This window comes from Paenibacillus sp. ClWae2A (assembly GCF_032452295.1).
Lineage (GTDB): Bacteria > Bacillota > Bacilli > Paenibacillales > Paenibacillaceae > Paenibacillus.
The window spans coordinates 115,713-132,788 of sequence record NZ_JAULSQ010000002.1; the positions used below are offsets into that span (position 1 = coordinate 115,713).

At 39.6% G+C, this 17,076-nt stretch carries 23 protein-coding genes; 1 reads left to right on the forward strand and 22 read right to left on the reverse strand.

Going from position 1 to position 17,076, the window contains the following annotated elements; translation table 11 throughout:
* Positions 1 to 41 precede the first annotated feature (41 nt).
* The 17 genes from QVE09_RS06415 to QVE09_RS06495 form a co-directional block, all read right to left on the reverse strand.
* Positions 42 to 1,313, reverse strand: coding sequence for an ABC transporter substrate-binding protein (locus QVE09_RS06415; protein ID WP_315936181.1), 1,272 nt, complete (start codon positions 1,311 to 1,313; stop codon positions 42 to 44).
* Positions 1,314 to 1,335: 22 nt separating this feature from the next.
* Positions 1,336 to 2,217 carry an AraC family transcriptional regulator gene (locus QVE09_RS06420; RefSeq protein ID WP_210107860.1) on the reverse strand — a complete coding sequence of 294 codons (882 nt, stop codon included), beginning with the start codon at positions 2,215 to 2,217 and terminating at the stop codon, positions 1,336 to 1,338.
* A gap of 237 nt (positions 2,218 to 2,454) precedes the next feature.
* The gene (locus tag QVE09_RS06425; RefSeq protein ID WP_315936182.1) at positions 2,455 to 3,249 is read right to left on the reverse strand and encodes a phosphotransferase; all 795 of its coding nucleotides are present in this window, start codon (positions 3,247 to 3,249) and stop codon (positions 2,455 to 2,457) included.
* Between the two features lie 17 nt (positions 3,250 to 3,266).
* Positions 3,267 to 3,542, reverse strand: a complete 276-nt coding sequence (locus QVE09_RS06430; protein WP_315936183.1) for a hypothetical protein — start codon at positions 3,540 to 3,542, stop codon at positions 3,267 to 3,269.
* A 175-nt stretch (positions 3,543 to 3,717) separates the two neighbouring features.
* Positions 3,718 to 4,257, reverse strand: coding sequence for a GNAT family N-acetyltransferase (locus tag QVE09_RS06435; RefSeq protein ID WP_315936184.1), 540 nt, complete (start codon positions 4,255 to 4,257; stop codon positions 3,718 to 3,720).
* Positions 4,258 to 4,460: 203 nt separating this feature from the next.
* Complete coding sequence (locus tag QVE09_RS06440; protein WP_315936185.1) at positions 4,461 to 5,648, reverse strand: glycoside hydrolase family 5 protein; 1,188 nt, start codon at positions 5,646 to 5,648, stop codon at positions 4,461 to 4,463.
* A 207-nt stretch (positions 5,649 to 5,855) separates the two neighbouring features.
* Positions 5,856 to 6,272, reverse strand: a complete 417-nt coding sequence (locus QVE09_RS06445) for a hypothetical protein (protein WP_315936186.1) — start codon at positions 6,270 to 6,272, stop codon at positions 5,856 to 5,858.
* Between the two features lie 26 nt (positions 6,273 to 6,298).
* Positions 6,299 to 7,327, reverse strand: a complete 1,029-nt coding sequence (locus QVE09_RS06450) for an alpha/beta fold hydrolase (RefSeq protein ID WP_315936187.1) — start codon at positions 7,325 to 7,327, stop codon at positions 6,299 to 6,301.
* Positions 7,328 to 7,378: 51 nt separating this feature from the next.
* Positions 7,379 to 8,014 (reverse strand): hypothetical protein, encoded by a 636-nt coding sequence (locus QVE09_RS06455; protein ID WP_315936188.1) that lies wholly within the window; start codon positions 8,012 to 8,014, stop codon positions 7,379 to 7,381.
* Entirely contained in the window at positions 8,011 to 8,550 is a 540-nt protein-coding gene (locus QVE09_RS06460; protein ID WP_315936189.1) for a GNAT family N-acetyltransferase, read from the reverse strand. The genes QVE09_RS06455 and QVE09_RS06460 overlap by 4 nt, the downstream gene beginning before the upstream one ends.
* Positions 8,551 to 8,718: 168 nt before the next feature.
* Positions 8,719 to 9,186, reverse strand: coding sequence for an NUDIX domain-containing protein (locus QVE09_RS06465; protein WP_315936190.1), 468 nt, complete (start codon positions 9,184 to 9,186; stop codon positions 8,719 to 8,721).
* A gap of 155 nt (positions 9,187 to 9,341) precedes the next feature.
* Positions 9,342 to 9,800, reverse strand: a complete 459-nt coding sequence (locus tag QVE09_RS06470; protein ID WP_315936191.1) for a GNAT family N-acetyltransferase — start codon at positions 9,798 to 9,800, stop codon at positions 9,342 to 9,344.
* Positions 9,797 to 10,366, reverse strand: a complete 570-nt coding sequence (locus QVE09_RS06475) for a P-loop NTPase family protein (protein WP_315936192.1) — start codon at positions 10,364 to 10,366, stop codon at positions 9,797 to 9,799. The genes QVE09_RS06470 and QVE09_RS06475 overlap by 4 nt, the downstream gene beginning before the upstream one ends.
* Positions 10,363 to 10,905, reverse strand: a complete 543-nt coding sequence (locus tag QVE09_RS06480) for a GNAT family N-acetyltransferase (protein WP_315936193.1) — start codon at positions 10,903 to 10,905, stop codon at positions 10,363 to 10,365. Before QVE09_RS06480 ends, QVE09_RS06475 begins: the two co-directional genes overlap by 4 nt.
* A 2-nt stretch (positions 10,906 to 10,907) precedes the next feature.
* A complete protein-coding gene (locus QVE09_RS06485) occupies positions 10,908 to 11,405 on the reverse strand; it encodes a GNAT family N-acetyltransferase (RefSeq protein ID WP_315936194.1) in 498 nt (165 codons plus the stop codon).
* Positions 11,406 to 11,428: 23 nt separating this feature from the next.
* Positions 11,429 to 11,785, reverse strand: a complete 357-nt coding sequence (locus QVE09_RS06490; protein ID WP_397387025.1) for an NIPSNAP family protein — start codon at positions 11,783 to 11,785, stop codon at positions 11,429 to 11,431.
* A gap of 37 nt (positions 11,786 to 11,822) precedes the next feature.
* The gene (locus QVE09_RS06495) at positions 11,823 to 12,701 is read right to left on the reverse strand and encodes a methyltransferase domain-containing protein (RefSeq protein ID WP_315936196.1); all 879 of its coding nucleotides are present in this window, start codon (positions 12,699 to 12,701) and stop codon (positions 11,823 to 11,825) included.
* A 452-nt stretch (positions 12,702 to 13,153) separates the two neighbouring features.
* Between QVE09_RS06495 and QVE09_RS06500 the strand changes: the two genes are divergently transcribed.
* Positions 13,154 to 13,741 carry an SMI1/KNR4 family protein gene (locus tag QVE09_RS06500; RefSeq protein ID WP_315936197.1) on the forward strand — a complete coding sequence of 196 codons (588 nt, stop codon included), beginning with the start codon at positions 13,154 to 13,156 and terminating at the stop codon, positions 13,739 to 13,741.
* Positions 13,742 to 13,849: 108 nt separating this feature from the next.
* Here QVE09_RS06500 and QVE09_RS06505 read toward each other — a convergent pair whose 3' ends face one another.
* From QVE09_RS06505 to QVE09_RS06520, 5 genes are all read right to left on the reverse strand, one after another.
* Positions 13,850 to 14,380, reverse strand: coding sequence for an AAA family ATPase (locus QVE09_RS06505; RefSeq protein WP_315936198.1), 531 nt, complete (start codon positions 14,378 to 14,380; stop codon positions 13,850 to 13,852).
* 12 nt (positions 14,381 to 14,392) lie between these two features.
* Positions 14,393 to 14,878 carry a GNAT family N-acetyltransferase gene (locus QVE09_RS06510; RefSeq protein ID WP_315936872.1) on the reverse strand — a complete coding sequence of 162 codons (486 nt, stop codon included), beginning with the start codon at positions 14,876 to 14,878 and terminating at the stop codon, positions 14,393 to 14,395.
* 74 nt (positions 14,879 to 14,952) lie between these two features.
* Complete coding sequence (locus tag QVE09_RS31525; protein ID WP_397387013.1) at positions 14,953 to 15,204, reverse strand: DUF952 domain-containing protein; 252 nt, start codon at positions 15,202 to 15,204, stop codon at positions 14,953 to 14,955.
* Positions 15,204 to 15,734, reverse strand: coding sequence for an AAA family ATPase (locus QVE09_RS06515; RefSeq protein ID WP_315936199.1), 531 nt, complete (start codon positions 15,732 to 15,734; stop codon positions 15,204 to 15,206). The genes QVE09_RS31525 and QVE09_RS06515 overlap by 1 nt, the downstream gene beginning before the upstream one ends.
* A 192-nt stretch (positions 15,735 to 15,926) precedes the next feature.
* Positions 15,927 to 16,991, reverse strand: coding sequence for a polysaccharide deacetylase family protein (locus QVE09_RS06520; RefSeq protein ID WP_315936200.1), 1,065 nt, complete (start codon positions 16,989 to 16,991; stop codon positions 15,927 to 15,929).
* Positions 16,992 to 17,076: the final 85 nt, after the last annotated feature.

A 17,076-nucleotide genomic window follows, 5' to 3' on the forward strand; every position in this document is an offset into this window, starting at 1 on the left:
CGGTAAGCCCCCGTATACGAATTAACCAAATGGCTTTGCGTTTATTGACTGCCAATAGCCTCGTTAATCAGCTTGGCTGTTCGATCCAAAGCCTCCTGCGGAGTTGCCTTATCGGATAAAACCTCAACAATATTATTTTTCAGGTCCGTTGAAATTTTGGATATAATCGTCTGTCTGGACCAGTCATTAGCTGCAAGAGGCGAACTGTTCTTCAGTTCATCCGCGAAAATTTCAAACATCTCCTTGCCATATTCATAATTCAATACAGAGCTGTCCTTCCGTGGACTCATAAACAATGATTCCTGATTATATTTTGAATTCACTTCTTTGGACGTTAAGTATTCAATAAATTCTGCCGCCTCCTGCTCATATCCGCTGCCTTTGAAAGCCATCAGAAACTTCCCGCCTGGTACTGAAGAACGTTGTGTTCCTTTTGGCATGTAGGTGACTCCCCATTCAAAATCGGTGATATCCTTGTAATTGCTGATCATCCAGTTGCCAGCCCAGTGGGTAGCCACCGTCCCGGAACGGAACAGGTTGTTCGGATTCTCCCCTCCAAGCCATACGGATTCGGGCATGATCCCTTCTTGATGAAGCTGCTTGAACTGCTCCATGCTACGGATTCCGGCTTCATTGTTAATCGCTGCCGCAGTGCCATCCTCTGTTAAGATGCTTCCACCATTCTGATACAAAAGAGTGGACCATCTATGCGGTGTGACATCCCATACCATGCCATAACGTGCTCCGCCTTTGTCCATAACCTCTTTTAACGCAGCTGTGTACTCATCCCACGTCCATACCTGGTCACGAGAGGTCGGTACTTTGACGCCAGCTTTATCAAATAAGGTTTTGTTATAAATAAGCCCATTCGCTGTAACATCCATAGGCGCCGCTACCAGCTTGTCATTAATAACATAATAAGGTTTAAGTGAGTCAATAAATTGATCCTCGAATTGGTCCGCATTGTCCACGTAAGGTGTCAGATCAACCGCCTGATTAGCAAATGATCCGGTATCCGTGACCCGGCTCAGGGCAGGTGGCTTTCCACCGGATAACATTGTTTTTAATTTGGTTTGGATATCCTTGAAGCCAACTTCAATCAGGTTGATTTTAACCTTGGTATTGGTCTGCTCATACTCTTTAATGATTTCCTTGATGACTTCTCCTTCTTTTCCGTCAGAGAACCACAGGAAATCCAGGGTTGTTTGTTTTGGATTAGCATTGGTACCTGAATTTCCGCAAGCAGTCAATACGATGAGTAACATGACCAATACCATGCTAGTGGTGAGCTTAAACGTTGTTCTTCTTGTCATATCAACATCTCCTTGGAAGGGTCTAATGAATTTTGGCTTCGTTGAGCAATTCACTTTTACGGAATAACTGTGGTGATACACCCACATATTGTTTAAAGGCCCTGCTAAAATATACAGGTGTGTTAAAACCTAGCGTCTCAGATATGGACAAAATCGGTGCATCCGTAGACAGCAACAATTTTTTGGCCTCTGCAACTCTCTTCCGTATAACATAATTGCTTATGGTATATCCCGTCGTCTCTTTGAAAGAATGACAAATGTAGTATTTATTCAAATGGAGTGTTTTGGACAGTTCATCCAATGAAACATTCTCCGTGTAGTTCTGGTTTAAATAATGAAGAACCCGACTTACGCTTGTTTGCTTCTGGGAAGAACATAAGATAGGATTGGCGGATTGCTCACTGGTTGTTTTCCGGTAAATCCGCAGTAGCAATTGGGTAAGACTTAATTTGACCATTGTTTTGTACCCTGTATTTCCTGCCCCCATCTCCTCCTTGATTCCCTTAAATATAGCTGTGATATACTCACGCTCCTCCGGAGGCCAATGCACCAATAACCCATTGGGATGACGGAATATGGACATCAGATTCTCCAACTGACTGACAGCAAGCATGTCCAAAAGCAATAATTCCGTGAAATTGACAAAACTTCGCTTGTACACGATTTCTCTTGAAGGATTGATTCGGTGGGGCACACCGCCTCTGAATATAAACATATCTCCAGGCAGCGGCTTATATATTCGGTCACCGATTAAAAAGGTTGCATCTCCTTGAATAAAATAATGTATCTCATACCCATTATGCGTATGAACAGGCCATTCATCCTGAAAATTATCTGCTTCTGATCGCACATAAACTTCATTTTCCTGCAAAGCAATATTCGTCGGGGTGTGTATGGTTAGCATCAGTAAAGATCTCCCTTCCCAGAATATAAAAAGCAATATAGTTTAATAATTTACAATGATAGCGCTTTACAATGAATTGTATCACAGTTATTTCGATCTAATCTGAACTATATTGCTGTATTGTTGATCACAATTGTTGAAAATGATTAGAAAGGAATTCATAGGGATTCGAAAGATAGACACAAAAAAACCGCTGTCCAGCCCTCAGGCTATCACGCGGTCTATTAGCATTACCTTTCAAACCCATTCATCCCAATGGTTTTCAAGAAAAATGATTTCTTTCTCATAGTGGGCCAGATGACCCTCTTCGACCATCTTCATAAAAGCAACATCTCCATCAGCTGCACGATCAGTCAGTGTTTTACACATAAAACGGATACGGGATACGACCCACTCCTTCAAATCTGCTGGAACACTCAGACCATATGTAGTCATGAATAATGCGATCCGTTCTTTCCGAATAGTTCCGTGTGCCTGGCTGACGTATGGTATTACACCCTTTCCGTCCATCTTTGGTGAGAAATCTGCGAGTGGAACGGATGTATACAAGACATATGCGATATCCCACATTCGCGGACCCGGACCCGCCATATCAAAATCAATAATGCCTTGAGGACGGCCATCCTTGAACACCACATTATACGGCGCAAAATCGTTATGACATACAACTTCATCTTCAGTTAGGCCTGGATATCTGGTCGTTGATTCTGATGTTGTTGTAAATCCAATGGTCGCATCATGGTAACTTCTCAACAGTTTAGCGACTTCAACCAATGATTTGTCTGACCACATATACTCTTCTAGATCAGGATAATCATTGCCTGGAACGATGCCTTCGAGGTAAGAAAGTATTTCTCGCCCCTGTTCATCTATTCCCAGAAATCGAGGGGCATGATCATAACCAACTTTTTCGAGATGTAAAAGTAATTCAATCACATATGGATTTGGTTTCGCATGCCGGCGAACCGTCTCATCTATTCGGACAACCTGATTCACATTACCTCCCGATAACACTTCCTCCTGTTTGGCCACTCTCATCCCTCCTTAAGCTAAACTTCCTTGCTATACCCGTGATTACGATTTTTCTTATAACTCCCTGGGAATCCCGCGACCAATAGTATGAATCCAACGAAGAACATGAAGTATACAAGTAAACCTGTTGGATGCTCGTTCATCTGAGCAAACTGGGGCACGTTAGTCCCTCCTGAAGCATATCCTGCTTCTACTATAGCGACAGATACTCGTATTGAGATTCGCTCCATTGTCGAAATAAACACACTGCCAAGCATGAGAATTACACCCAAAATCTTGTTGATATTGTTCATATCACGCCTCCTACATTAACCGCACACAATATTGCATACGCTTTATCTACTTATGTGACTTTCGATTCTCTATTCCATATTCCTGCATTTATATCCAAATATGTTCTATTTTCAATTTCTTCATAGCAAAAAGCGCCGTCATCTCTGACGCCGCTGTTGACGCTCTCTGAATAAGTTATGTTGCTATCACTTGGTGCAGATCCATACTATTTTCGAAAAAAGCTGACCGTTCAACATGATACAGATCATACATCTGTTCATTCATATTGATTCGTTGATATACATCTGGATACACATCATTCGCTAATTTCACATAAGCCAGTTTTTGTACGGCTTTTCTGGATCTTATATTTTGCTTGCGTATCTTCATAAATACCGTTTCAATCTCATGTTCCAGAAACAATTCAACAAAGAAGGCTGATTTGGCTCTTTGGCTATACCCATTTCCAAAAAATGGTGAACCAATCCAAGTGGCTAAAAAACCGCTTTGATGCTCAATGTGATATAGATCTATCGTTCCAATAGGCTGCCCTGTTTCATTCAAAATCGTTCGAGAAATCACTGTCTTTTGCTCTTCTTCGGCTATCAATTGTTTTGTGAGGAATAGATACTCTTCATACGATTGGCATTGATAACGAACGTAAGGAGAAACTGCGGGGTCCATCATTAAGCTGTACAGTGAATGGCATTCCTGCAAATCACGCTTTTTTAACATTGTGTCTACCACCTAGTCCTTTTAGTTCGCTATATCAAGCAAATTAAGTATATAAAAGCTAGTGTGGGATTTAATGAATTCTGTATGTGGCTTATGTAAAATGCATTGGTAAATGTTGTTCAATCCCTCTCGGGTAACACAAAAAAACGGCATGTCCCTTTTGGAGGAACACGCCGTTTGTATGAATACAGCCATATGGTAAATTATTGCATACCTTGCATGATCGCATTAATGATATTTTGCTGCGTCACGGTATTATTCGAACGGTTAAACAATGCGAATCCATGTTGACCGTTGTGCCCGTTATCCCAGTAAACAGGAACCATTTTGTACTTCTTGGCTTTTGCAGTAACTGCTTTTGCATATGCAGCACGATATACATTGTTGCTGGAATCGTAGGACGTTTTATCAATGGAACCAAACTCACCAATCACTACAGGATAGCCCTGAGTCACAAATTTATCGTACATGGACTTGAACTGTGATTCAAGATAATCCTCTTGTCCCCAAGTAGACTTCTTGGCAGGATTCGTAGCCGTTGCACCCCACTGCGTGATATTACCGTTTTCCTCACCTGCAAAGTCCCATGGAGAGTAATAGTGTGCCGAGATCATGATTCTCTTTTGAGAACTAGGAATGGCGGAGGATCTGTAATTATCTGTTGGAAGAGCAAAACCATAATTGCCAACAGTGTAGTCAATATTCGTATTCCAGCCTGGAATCAGCAACCATCTGGCATTGTTGTTACCTCCAGTCTGACGAACCGTATCCACGAAGATTTGATTGTATGCGTTCAGATTGGCGTAATACGCCGAGTTTGGATTACCATAGTTGCCATCGAATACTTCGTTCATGGATTCGAAAATAAGACGATCATTGTAGTTGCTAAACTTGGTGGCAATCTGCTGCCACACCTTTTTGTATTTTTCCTTAATGGCAGTCTGATTGCCACCATTCACGAGCAGCCATCCACCCTGGACGGAATTATACCCATCGCCATGGATGTTGATAATAACATACAGACCTTCATTGTACGCATAGTCCACGACTTGCTGAATTCGATTCAGCCATGCCGCATTGATTGTATAATTGGGAGCGCTTCCAATGTTGTTCAAATAGGAAACGGGAATACGAATGGATTTGAATCCGGCCGCTTTTACCTTTTTGATTAACTCTGGAGTTACTGTAGGATTACCCCAAGCTGTCTCATTCGGTGTACCGTTCACCGCTGCTTCCAGTTGATTGCCGAGATTCCATCCTGCACCCATCTCAGCCACCACTTGCGAAGCGTCTGCTGCTGCTGCTTTAGGGCTCCATCCAGTAAAGGCCACGGCAGCCACTAACACAAGCGCCAAGCTGCTGACGCCAAATTTCTTCCATTTTTTGAACATAACCATACCTCCGCTTATTCTATTATTTTTAACAAGCAGTGCAGTTAATCTATCTAAACAGATTGAATGATTCGAGAATACGTGCCTCCTCTCCCTATCGATCAAACAAATGAATTTTTCGCCCGACACCAACATAATAACACATTTATGGAAAATAAAGCGATATCTTTATTGTTTTTTGTGACTATTTACTACAAAATAATCCATCTAACCGTTTAAGTGGATTGCTTGAATTTGTTCTCTATCAAAATCAATAATCATGATGTGATCGCGCGAAATATGATCTCCGCAAGATATTGTTGCGCCGTAGTCGGCTATACTGTTAAATGTAATATCCGCGCGATAGACTTCAATTTCATTAAACCAATTCGGATGTACCTTTTCCTGAAGTTCATTCTCATAATATTCTCGAAAGACAACCTCACAGGTTGAGAACCACTTAATGTAGTCTTCTATTTTATTAACCATTGAATCTAACGGTGTATTAGTGGACACATATATTCGAACGTCTTTTAAATCCTCATCCTGTATGCAATGTTTGAATATTTGCACGGTATTTTGCAGAGTGTAACACCGGTAACTTTCATCACTCTCTTCTTCAAGCTCAATGAATTCACTTAACAATATGATCTTGCTCCTCTCAATGCATCCTAAAATAGCTCATTTAACCATTTTACGAATTTTTCTTTCTCCTCAAACTGTGGGTAATGCGCTGACTCGTTGAACACAATGAAGTCTTTGATCGGTGCATCCAATACATCAAAATAATCACGTGCTGCATTCGCAGTAGTCATATAATCATATTTACCCGTTACAAAATAGGTAGGAATCTCCAGATGATCAACAATATCAGGTAAATTTTGATCAAATGCTTCCTTCAGTAAGATGTCTTGTGAACTGAACATCCCTGTATAAAAGCGAATCATATCCAGCCCATTATATTCGGGATTTAAAAGGAATCCTGAAATATAATCTCTATTCTCGTTGATGAGTCTGGCTGCACCACCGTACTTTTGCAACAAAATTCTAGGCGTAAGTTCCTTTCCTTGCTCGATCGAGCTGCGAATTAGCTCCAGTTTTTTAACGTCCTCTGCATTACCGGCTTGTTTCGCTTGCTCGTATGTGTACTCCAAACTTTCCAGTTCGCTCTGAAGTGTATTAGCCATCTGTCCAATGCCTATATAAGCGTGAAACTGAGCGGGTTCTTTAGCCGCAGCTTTCATCCCGATGTATGTACCAAATGAATGACCAATTAATATAACCTTCTCTTGACCTAACTCCGTAGATACATAATCCCTTAACGCTAACAAATCATCTACTAATACATCTGTTGTCAGATTCGAGTAATCCTCAAAAAAGTGATAGGACTTCCCACTCCCACGTTGATCGTAATGCACCACCGTGAAGTGTTGCTCAAGCTCTTTCTGATACTTCCTTACGTATGGAATCTCCGAGCATCCCGGCCCGCCATGCACAAAAATCAGGATAGGGTTAGTCCGATCAACACCCCTGATCATGACTTCATGTCCTGTACCGTTAATTTCGACCTGCTCTAACATGCTGATGCTGTTTTCACCTTTAATTTTTGGTGTCCATGTGGGAAATATCAGAGCTACTATAACTATTAAAATAATACTAAGTATGCTGTATTTGAGTGTTTTACGTATTTTTTTGCGCATGTAATGCTCCTTAAATAATAAGTTTCATTTGTAATTCTACCAACGGTTCATTTATCGTAACGGATACAGCAATTCAACGCGTTCTTTCATTAGCTCTTCTTGGAAGATGTAATTGTGATCGGCTCCAACGATACAGAGGATTCGTTTTCCTGGATGAGCTTCAATTGTATTTTCGACTCTTTGAATCATAATCTGATTACGGACCACCCAGCGAAAGTTCTGTGTCCTCGGATTTACCTCATGCAACCATTCATACTTTTGTCTGGTTACACGATCGAACTCCTTTGAATTAAAAGGAATCTCGCCAAACTGATATGTCTCCATTTGCTCTGCAAACCAATGATCATCCCGTTGTTCAAGTTCTTGGCGTTCCACGCCCGAATAACCGTTGAATGGATCAAATGCATTCCACACATCTAATTCAAACCAATCTATAGGGACAAATGGGATGTTATGCTCCTCGCATAAAGGGAAGACCAAATCCCAATACTCACTGGCTGGTTCTCCCCAGTATCCTCTATCATGTTTGTCCTTCAGATACCTCAACCAACTCTGTGGATGAACTTCACCACAAATGAGATCTGGTTTAAACTCAGTAATCACATCCTTGTAAAGAGAAAGGGAACAATGATATCGCTCCCTGAGTTCTGGATTATGAATGGTTCCGAGTATCCCAACCGTTGTCATGTGCCCAGCTCCTTTATCATATGTATATCGTTCGGCTCTTTGTCATAGAGTTCTTGATCAATCTCACTTGCAATCTGACTGCCCTGACTTTTATAAAAGGATACCGCTGATCTCGTCTCTGTGGAGGAGATATACAGATACTGTGCGCCACGTTTCTTAGCCTCTTCACCTAACTCGTTTAGAATACGTTTTCCAATACCTTGTCTTCTGTACCCGCGTGAGACATACATCAGGTCAACTTGTAATTGATTTCGTTCTTTTCCTCTATATTGATGTGCCAGCACACCAAATCCGATTAATTGATCGCCAGCAAACGCGCCGTATGCCATGCCACCTTGTTCTAATTCATAGACATATCGATGTTGAATCTCTTTCAAAAGCATCTCATCCCAGTTTGAGCACTCATGATTTTGTTCAAGCTCAACCAATCGGTTCTCTCTCATTTCATAGATGAGATCAATATGTTCCGAGCGATCTATTTCCTGTAGCTGGTTCACATCATCAAGTGTCAACGTTCTATACGTTATCATGGTCATTGCCATCTCTCCTTGCCCATGTTATTTCTTAAGATCCTATGGCTTTATAGATCGAAGTCTGTATTTATCAAAGACCCTTTTATCGTACAAAATAGTGTATTCCTTGTTCTCTTCAATTAGTTTTGACATATCCATTGGAACAGCTATTGTTCTTTCAAGATTATTAAATCAGCTTATTTTAATTACTGGTAACTCATTCAAATGATTTATTTCGATAGTGTATTTCTTAAGCTTATGGTTCTCAAGTCCATCCCATCTGTCTGAGAAACGATAAAACATATCTCCGAAGTTCATCCCTTCAGGTAATACATCCACAAGCTTTATTTCATCGATTTCAGACTCCGGTAAGCTGTCCAGCAATTTAACCTCAGCATAAGAAACCATACCAAAGCTCCCATTCCATTCATATACACCATAAGGTGTTAATTCAAAGCGTACTGCTCCTGTCTCTTCATAGAGTTCTCGACTCGCCGTGTATAAAATCGTTTCCCCCATTTCTTTGTTGCCTCCTAGAATTTCCCAACCTCCTCTTTTCCTATTTTTTATAATGATGAATTTATTATTGTATTTAGCGATCATAACTGCAAATTTGATTAACTCTGGATCAAGTTCATCTAGATCAAACCAGTGGCTCATGTTATCTCTCCCATAAACAACTATTCTTTCAATATATAATTGTTAAACCATTGAAGTGGTAACAAGCTATCATCGGATATAATCGTTGTGAATACCGCAACCAATCCTCGATCTTGATTAATAAAGATATATTGCCCTCTGAAATGTTGAGTCTATCATTTTATTTCCAACCTGTAGATCACTTCATCATCTGAATTGGTTCTGTTCTCACTAATGAAGGACATGCTCCTGTACAAGTTCTGTGCTATTTCGTTATCCCGCACGATCGTTAATGAAATAACCTTGCATAACGGATGCTGTTTCGTGATGTAATCTAGAATGGCTCTTATAGCGCGCTTACCCATTCCTTTAGCTTGATATGATTGATCGATTTGAAAACCACCAATCCAATAATTATCTGTACTATCTGGCGTATAACTCAGATAAAAGAAACCAAATACCTTCCCATCAATCTCAAGTACGTAAGGATCAAATGCTTCATCCCACGGTTTTATATAGGCGTAAGCGATCCCCTCAACAACGGATGGAACTAATGACGCTTGGTGTTCATACAAAGAGATATTCAGCGCTTCTTCCCAATTCTCTCGTGTGACTGGTTGTATCTTTATGTTCACCACTGTATCTCCTCTTTCGATAATCTTTGATTACCTCTAAGGTTCTTTTCACTTTCACTTACAAACACTTCCAAATGATGTTCAATCAACTGTATCACTTGTTTTTTATTCTTCGTGATTGTTGCAGTCTTACGGTTTGTGTTAATTGTACATATAACTTCTTCTATATTATATTGATGGTTCCATTTCACAATCATCTTGCATAAGTCCGTGAACGACTGCTTGTAATTCCACGGTTGCAGTCCCATTCTGGACAATATAAACCTCTTTATAATTCGATAATCTCTAATGAAAACATTTGGAGCTAATACAAAAATCAAATCTGCTTCCTGGATGGACTTAATTGTCCAATCTTTGCACTGTACTCCTTCTATGATCCAAGCCTCTGAACTGACAATAGATTGAACGGATTCATCCCTAACACTTTCAGGATATCTCAGATTTTCGGCGCTTCTGTCCCATATGAGATTGTCTAATTCATAGGAAGGAATACCGTATTTATCCGACAACTCTTTGGCTAATGTTGATTTCCCACTACCACAAGATCCAATAATTCGTATTCTCATACATATTCTTTCTTCAAAAATGCATAGATGACATTATCAACAAATCGATTTTTCCAATAATAATGTTCTTTCAATATGCCTTCTTCACTGAAACCCATTTTCTCAAGCAACTTTCTTGATCCCGCGTTCTCTGGTTCTACAAATGCTTCAATCCTGTTTAATTCAAGGTTCTTGAATCCATATTCAACGATTTTCTGAGTTACCTCGGTCATGTAACCCTGCCGCCAGAACTCCGGTGCTAACTCATATCCCATCACAGCTTTATGATGTTGTTTCATCCAACCATGAAATCCGCATGTTCCAATAATTCTGTTGTCCGATTTCAAAGCAATTCCCCAGCGGATGACCTGACCATTTTCGAATCGTTCAGTCCATCTTTGTATGAGTGCTTCTGCTTGTTTCGTATTCGTAAAACTTTCTACATCGTAGAATCTTGTAACTTCATCTGACGAAAAATATTGAAATATGTCTTGGGAATCTCTCTGTTTAATCTCTCTTAACAGCAATCTTTTGGTTTCTAGTTCAGGAAATGGAGTCATATTCACTTCACCTCAATCGAGTACACTGCCACATTTTTCCCAATGATGTCTACGTCCTTCTCGTGTTTCATGCCATTCTTTTGCGCGACTTTCATAGAACCCACATTGCCATGTTGAATTAACGATATTAATCGTCTCTGTTTCAAGTGATCCATGCCATATTTTTTCCATGCTTTTGCTTGTTCATATCCGTAACCCATTCCCCAGTATTGCTCTATAACCCAGTAACCAACTTCAAGCTCATCATTGCCTTCAATGATTTGAGGAATCAGTCCAGAGGTTCCAATTAACTTGTTATCCTCTTTATTGAATGCGAGGAACAGCCCCTTATCGTCTTTATTCCAGTTGATGTACTTTTCCAGGCTTTGCATGGTTTCTTCCTTGGTCCAAGGTCCTCCATGTCTTATAAATTTCATCATATTTGGCTCACGTGTCATCTCAAAAAGTAAATCGAAATCATTTTTGGTATATTTCCGAAATATAAGTCGTTCTGTCTCCATCTTTCTCTCAGCTCCCTATTCATTCATTTCAAAATCGTTTGTTCGCGATCTACTGTCGATGTGAAAAATGCTTGCCTAATGTCTTCTCGAAATACTTCGTTATACCGATGTCTTCCAATTTGATCAAAACGGGCTTGAACTCGCTTTACGTGTTCTGTATCTGATTTTATCTTTTTCTCAATTTCTTCGTATTGTTCAAGGGTATCGTATTCCCACATCGCAAAAATTTCGCTGGTTTCATCATCGATTGGTGTGTGCCATCTCCCAATAAGTCTTGATCCGTATTTCAATTGGGATGGCAGCAAAATATCATTAAACAGAGCATTAAACTCATCTACAAAAGAAGTCGCAATAATATAGTTTTTTCTCCTATATATCATCATGTGTACCTCCTTATGTGTAATAGAAACTACACACCTATCTCGTCACAATTCCTGATGTAATTTTCATGTTCGGAGCATAGGTTAACCATGAGTTCTCATTAAACTCCCTAGCAAATACACTCTCTGCTTCATATTCTCTATTCGCTTCTTCTGAATTCAGTCCTCTTTCCATCAAATGAGTAACAACTTCATGTCTGGCATCCCGTTCTTGTCCCAGCCCTTCTTCTTTTAATGCATGAAAAAGCTTTTCCTTATCCGAATCTGCCATGTGTTGATCTAAGAAGTTAACTTTGTCACTCACCCGGCATTCTACATTTCTCAAGCCAAGTTGGCTAAGCAGAATTGGAATCTTCATACCGATATTTCCATCTTTACCACTCTGTTTGGCATCCTCCTCGAACAATTTTTGGAGAATACCTAGCTGAATAATCTTGGATTGTTCAGGTCCATGTAATTCATAGTTTGACATATTAGCGATCCAATGAGGTTCAAAACATATGATTCTACCCTCATCTACTACACTGTCGATCATCTTCTGAAGAACGGTGATAGGCTCTGTCATATGTAATAAGAAGGCATGACTTATAGCAATATCGTATTGGCATTTCACTTGCACTGTTTCAATGTCATCCACAATAAAAGTCGTTTGATAAGAGGTCTTTGAGAAAATCTCATTGGCCTGCTTAATCAATTCCTTACCCTTGTCTAATCCGGTATAGGTTGATCCTTCGGGTAGTATAGGAAGCAGCTTCAACCCGAGATAGCCATAACCACATCCATAATCGATAATATCTACTGACTTTTCAATCTTCCATACACGTTGAACCAAAAACTCAAGATAATCATCGTTATAATATAGCCACCGCGTATTTCTCAGATATTCAATTTGGTCATCCCAATAATACTCAGACAAAGTGAAATCCCTCCTTCATAAGATGTAATCGTATTCATAAATATTCAAATATTATAAGAGATTTTCACTCACTCACATCCTGGTTGATGAGCTATAGAGCAGAACCCTCATAAAATGCCTATCATATGTATTAAAATTGCCGTGCAGCATATGTAATGACAATGTATTCCGCTCCTCTATATCGTTACTATAAAACTAAGCATTCCAATTACTTACATAATTGTACTACGAAAATATGGGAGGGTCTATCCAACCTTAGCAGTTAATCCCACGCGCCTTTATCACCAGACCGATAGTTAATACTTGTAGTTGCCAATAAACTAGAGAAAAATGATAAACTGATCTTAGTATACAGAACATATTGTAGGGGAAATATTTTTCACACCAACGCAGTACCTTTACTTTATCTGCGTATTATTTGCTTTATATTTTATGATTGGGAGGTCAACATAATGGATTTGGTAAACAAATTTTTAAATGGATTAAGAGCAGCATTATCACCAGAAGAACTTGAGGAACTGAAAACAGCGAGCGGTGCTACAAAAGAAGATATAACTACATTAAGATCAAAATATCCAAACTGTCCAGAATCACTCATCAGTTTACTTGAAAATATTGATGGTACATATTGGAGGAAGTACGGAGAAAAAGAAATTACGGTTTGTATTCTTGGCTCAGATGTTGAAGAAGGCAGATATCCATATTACTTACTGTCTACCCAACAAATGCTCGAAAGTTCAAAAAATGAAGAAGACGTCTCTTATCTTTTAGAATACGAAGATGAAGAGGATGTCGTTGACTCTAAGATCAATCCTGAGGGGCTTCTTCCAGGGAAATATATTCATTTTTCAGACTGTATGAACAATGGTGGAACATCCAGACTTTATATTGATTTTAATCCTACTGATGAAGGTGTACGTGGTCAAATCGTTCGCTTTTTGCACGACCCTGACGAATACGTAGTGATTGCAAACAGCTTTGACGAGTATTTACAGGGGCTTGTTGACAGTGGTTTTGTTTTCCTAAACGAAGATGAGTAACTTCGGTAGGTATGTATAAAGTTTCACATAAACCTGTTTAGATGAATAAAGAGACAGCTTTTTCGCTGTCTCTTTTACAATCAATCATACAAAGTGACGAGGTACGGATTATTTCAATCGATATTTCTCATTATTTATAATTTCACTTACTATTTCAGGTAATTGTTCTTCTGTATAATGATTCGTATACAGCTTGTTATCTACTCTCAAATCCAGATGATTTTCAAACTCATCTAGCAGAATTATACTTCTTTCTTTCATTTGATATTCTTCTGCTCTAAGACGGTCTCTACGAATAATGGTTTGACGATCAACCATCAATACAACATAGATTATGTGAACTTTATAGTCTGCCAATTCTGTTATTAATCCATCCATGTCTTCCGGAAAGGCCACATAGTCCAGAACGACATCGTATTTATAATCCAATAAGTTATTCACTAGACTAGATATATTTTTCCAAGTTAAGTCGTGTGTATCCTCATCAAGCCAGGGTTTACCTCGCCCTTTGACCGGAAAGTGACTAACCGCATCTCCAGAAATGTAGGCACTTTTATCTAAAGTCTGAACCAGCAGCTTGGAAGTTGTAGATTTCCCTACTCCAGGGGGGCCAGATATAATATATAGGTTTTTACTCATTCTGTATTCTCCTTACAATATCTTTTGGAAACTTCCAATATCCAGTTTTCTATCAAATTTATATCCGATCTCTTTAAACAAAGCACATTGTTCATAACCATTTCTCTCAAATAATGATTTACTTCTTGTATTCTCCATACAAATCGTCGCAATTAAGGTATGGAATCCTTGTTCTTTTGCAATCTTCTCAATAAAACGCAGTGCTTGTTTTCCCAAGCCTTTTCCTAAAATATCGGGCTTCAAATATATAGTGACTTCTCCGCAGATGTCATATGCCTGTTTACTCTTATATTGGGTGATCAGAACATAGCCCATCATTTGCTCGTTTTCAAGAATTACGTAAGTTTTATACCGCGTATCCTTGTTCATTACAGAGGATTTAATCTGATCAAGATCTAATTCCTCCGTATGAAACGAAATCGTTGTATTCATTACATAATAGTTATAAATCTCTCTAATTTCAGGGAGGTGCTGTTCGGTTACCTCTTCAAAAGTCACTGTCGTCAATTACGATTCATCCTCTTCAGCTCATTTTCTTCAACGAAACCAGCGTCTATCCAAGAAATCCGACATCAACGCATTTTCTCTAAATCAGGAGGTAGCGAAAATCCCCCTTCTGTATTAGGCTCAAAATCATATGTATGAAATACCGCGTCTAGATTTAACTCACCATAAATATGAGGATACTCCCTGCCTTCATTATACAGATCTTCCCATATAACTTCTGACTTTATTTTAGAATCCCATTGATCAACGCGGCTTCCCATTCTGATCTTAAGAGTACATGTACAATCATCATCATAAAAACCTCCTATTAAAAACATTATTTGGATAGGACCTTCTTCAATATAAGTTCTATGATTTCACTAGTCTCCAGATGATCCGTAACAATGTGGGTTTGAAATTGTTCATCCTTGAAAGCTTCAACACACTTTGGTGCTTGTTGATATTGCCAGCCTCCATATTCATCGCCACGTTTAGCCAAACGATGATAAATCGTCTCTTCTGTAGCCGTTAAGCAAAAATGATAAATGTCCTGATCGATCTCTTTCAACCCGTTATAAATGTAATTAAAGTTTTCCTCTTTATAGATGGTCATGGGGATAATTAAGTCTTTGTTGTATTTCAGTTTTACTTCTTTAGCCGTCTTTACGGTTAGAATTTTCCACAGATCGATATCTTGAAAATCATCCGTCCGTTCCCTTTCCTCTCTACAATTCTCCGGAAGAAGTTTTCTGAGCATATAACCTATTTCTTCAGGATCGTAGATCATGCTGTTTGCAATTAAGGGCTGAAGTGCTTCTGCTGCAGAAGTTTTTCCCGAACCAAACGCTCCGTTAATCATAATGATCATTTGATCAATCCACTCCTATTCCATAAATTGTTTCAATACAAACCAAATTCTTCTCATATACAATTTCATCCATTATAAATGTTTTCCTTCCACTTTTGTGTTACAAAATGTCCAAAAACATGATGAAATCCCATTGGGTCAACCCAACGGGATTTCATTATAGTGCATTATTTTTCAATCAACCTAAGCTTGTTAATGTATTTCCAAGTAATCGATGTATATATCCCATGTCCCGTCATCGGCTGTTACAACCAACTCAATGACCTGATTTCCCGTTCCATGGCTGATATTATTCAGGGTATAAACTGCTGGAGCGCTTCCGCCAAAGTAAAAGGTTCCCTTTGTCTGTCCACCAATCTTCAAATCAACTCTAGCCATGTTGGCATTGTTTGAAGCTCCACGAAGCGAGAAATTATGAGTGCTCGTTGCAAAATTCTGAGTGTATTTAACCAAATCATTGTTGGCATAAAGGACCACACCATTGAAAGGAGAACTGATATTGCCGGTGTATTGTCCACCTTTGGTCATGTTCTCAGCTTCCACTTTTGTTCCGTTACTCGGGGGATTCGTAGTGCTACTATCGGGTGCGACTGCTCGACCGGTAGTTGATGAGATCATGCCGGAGCAAAGGCCACGATTCTTCAGATTTTGTGCAATCTGTGGAATGGCCTGAAGTGTCGTCTGATACTGATCATGCATTAGAATGACGTCACCACTTTTCATCGTGTTCACAGCTGCTACAATCTGGGCTGCGCTGGCACCATTCCAGTCTTGGGAATCTACGTTCCACAGTACTTCCTTCAGACCGTTTTGGCTCACAACGGATTTCAAGGTCGCATTTGTCGCACCGTAAGGAGGTCTGAACAGTTTAGGTGAACTTCCGGTAATAGACTGGATCGTCTGCTGTGTCCGAGTAATCTCTGACGACATCTGAGAACTGTTTAATGTAGTCATATTCGGATGTGTATAGGAATGATTGCCAATCCACATACCTGCTGCTACTTGTGCAGTAACCAGAGATTGATTATTTTGTGCATTTTGTCCAACATTGAACATCGTTGCCCGTAAGCCAGCCTGCTTCAACGCGTTAAGCATGTTTGTTGTATTTCCAGATGGGCCATCATCAAACGTCAGACCTACATAACCATTCGGACAACTTGCATCTGCAGCACGAGCATCGGGCACCGCCGGAATCGAAAACAAGGTACCGAAAAGTGCGAGAGATATTACCGCCTTTGCTAGCTTTACTTTGAACATAAAATTACCTCCTCATATTATATTCACAGCATAATACCTTCTACACTCCCTCTCTTTATCGAACTTTCCCCCCTCGAAAAAAAGC

Bases quoted from the DNA above. Each gene is read 5' to 3' on its own strand.
- QVE09_RS06435 (WP_315936184.1), bottom strand. From the start codon at position 4,257: ATGTTAAAAAAGCGTGATTTGCAGGAATGCCATTCACTGTACAGCTTA.
- QVE09_RS06415 (WP_315936181.1), bottom strand. From the start codon at position 1,313: ATGACAAGAAGAACAACGTTTAAGCTCACCACTAGCATGGTATTGGTC.
- QVE09_RS06490 (WP_397387025.1), bottom strand. From the start codon at position 11,785: ATGATATATAGGAGAAAAAACTATATTATTGCGACTTCTTTTGTAGAT.
- QVE09_RS31525 (WP_397387013.1), bottom strand. From the start codon at position 15,204: ATGTTTTTAATAGGAGGTTTTTATGATGATGATTGTACATGTACTCTT.
- QVE09_RS06455 (WP_315936188.1), bottom strand. From the start codon at position 8,014: ATGACAACGGTTGGGATACTCGGAACCATTCATAATCCAGAACTCAGG.
- QVE09_RS06440 (WP_315936185.1), bottom strand. From the start codon at position 5,648: ATGTTCAAAAAATGGAAGAAATTTGGCGTCAGCAGCTTGGCGCTTGTG.
- QVE09_RS06500 (WP_315936197.1), top strand. From the start codon at position 13,154: ATGGATTTGGTAAACAAATTTTTAAATGGATTAAGAGCAGCATTATCA.
- QVE09_RS06480 (WP_315936193.1), bottom strand. From the start codon at position 10,905: ATGACTCCATTTCCTGAACTAGAAACCAAAAGATTGCTGTTAAGAGAG.
- QVE09_RS06420 (WP_210107860.1), bottom strand. From the start codon at position 2,217: ATGCTAACCATACACACCCCGACGAATATTGCTTTGCAGGAAAATGAA.
- QVE09_RS06465 (WP_315936190.1), bottom strand. From the start codon at position 9,186: ATGAGCCACTGGTTTGATCTAGATGAACTTGATCCAGAGTTAATCAAA.
- QVE09_RS06475 (WP_315936192.1), bottom strand. From the start codon at position 10,366: ATGAGAATACGAATTATTGGATCTTGTGGTAGTGGGAAATCAACATTA.
- QVE09_RS06450 (WP_315936187.1), bottom strand. From the start codon at position 7,327: ATGCGCAAAAAAATACGTAAAACACTCAAATACAGCATACTTAGTATT.
- QVE09_RS06520 (WP_315936200.1), bottom strand. From the start codon at position 16,991: ATGTTCAAAGTAAAGCTAGCAAAGGCGGTAATATCTCTCGCACTTTTC.
- QVE09_RS06505 (WP_315936198.1), bottom strand. From the start codon at position 14,380: ATGAGTAAAAACCTATATATTATATCTGGCCCCCCTGGAGTAGGGAAA.
- QVE09_RS06460 (WP_315936189.1), bottom strand. From the start codon at position 8,550: ATGACCATGATAACGTATAGAACGTTGACACTTGATGATGTGAACCAG.
- QVE09_RS06515 (WP_315936199.1), bottom strand. From the start codon at position 15,734: ATGATCATTATGATTAACGGAGCGTTTGGTTCGGGAAAAACTTCTGCA.
- QVE09_RS06485 (WP_315936194.1), bottom strand. From the start codon at position 11,405: ATGGAGACAGAACGACTTATATTTCGGAAATATACCAAAAATGATTTC.
- QVE09_RS06430 (WP_315936183.1), bottom strand. From the start codon at position 3,542: ATGAACAATATCAACAAGATTTTGGGTGTAATTCTCATGCTTGGCAGT.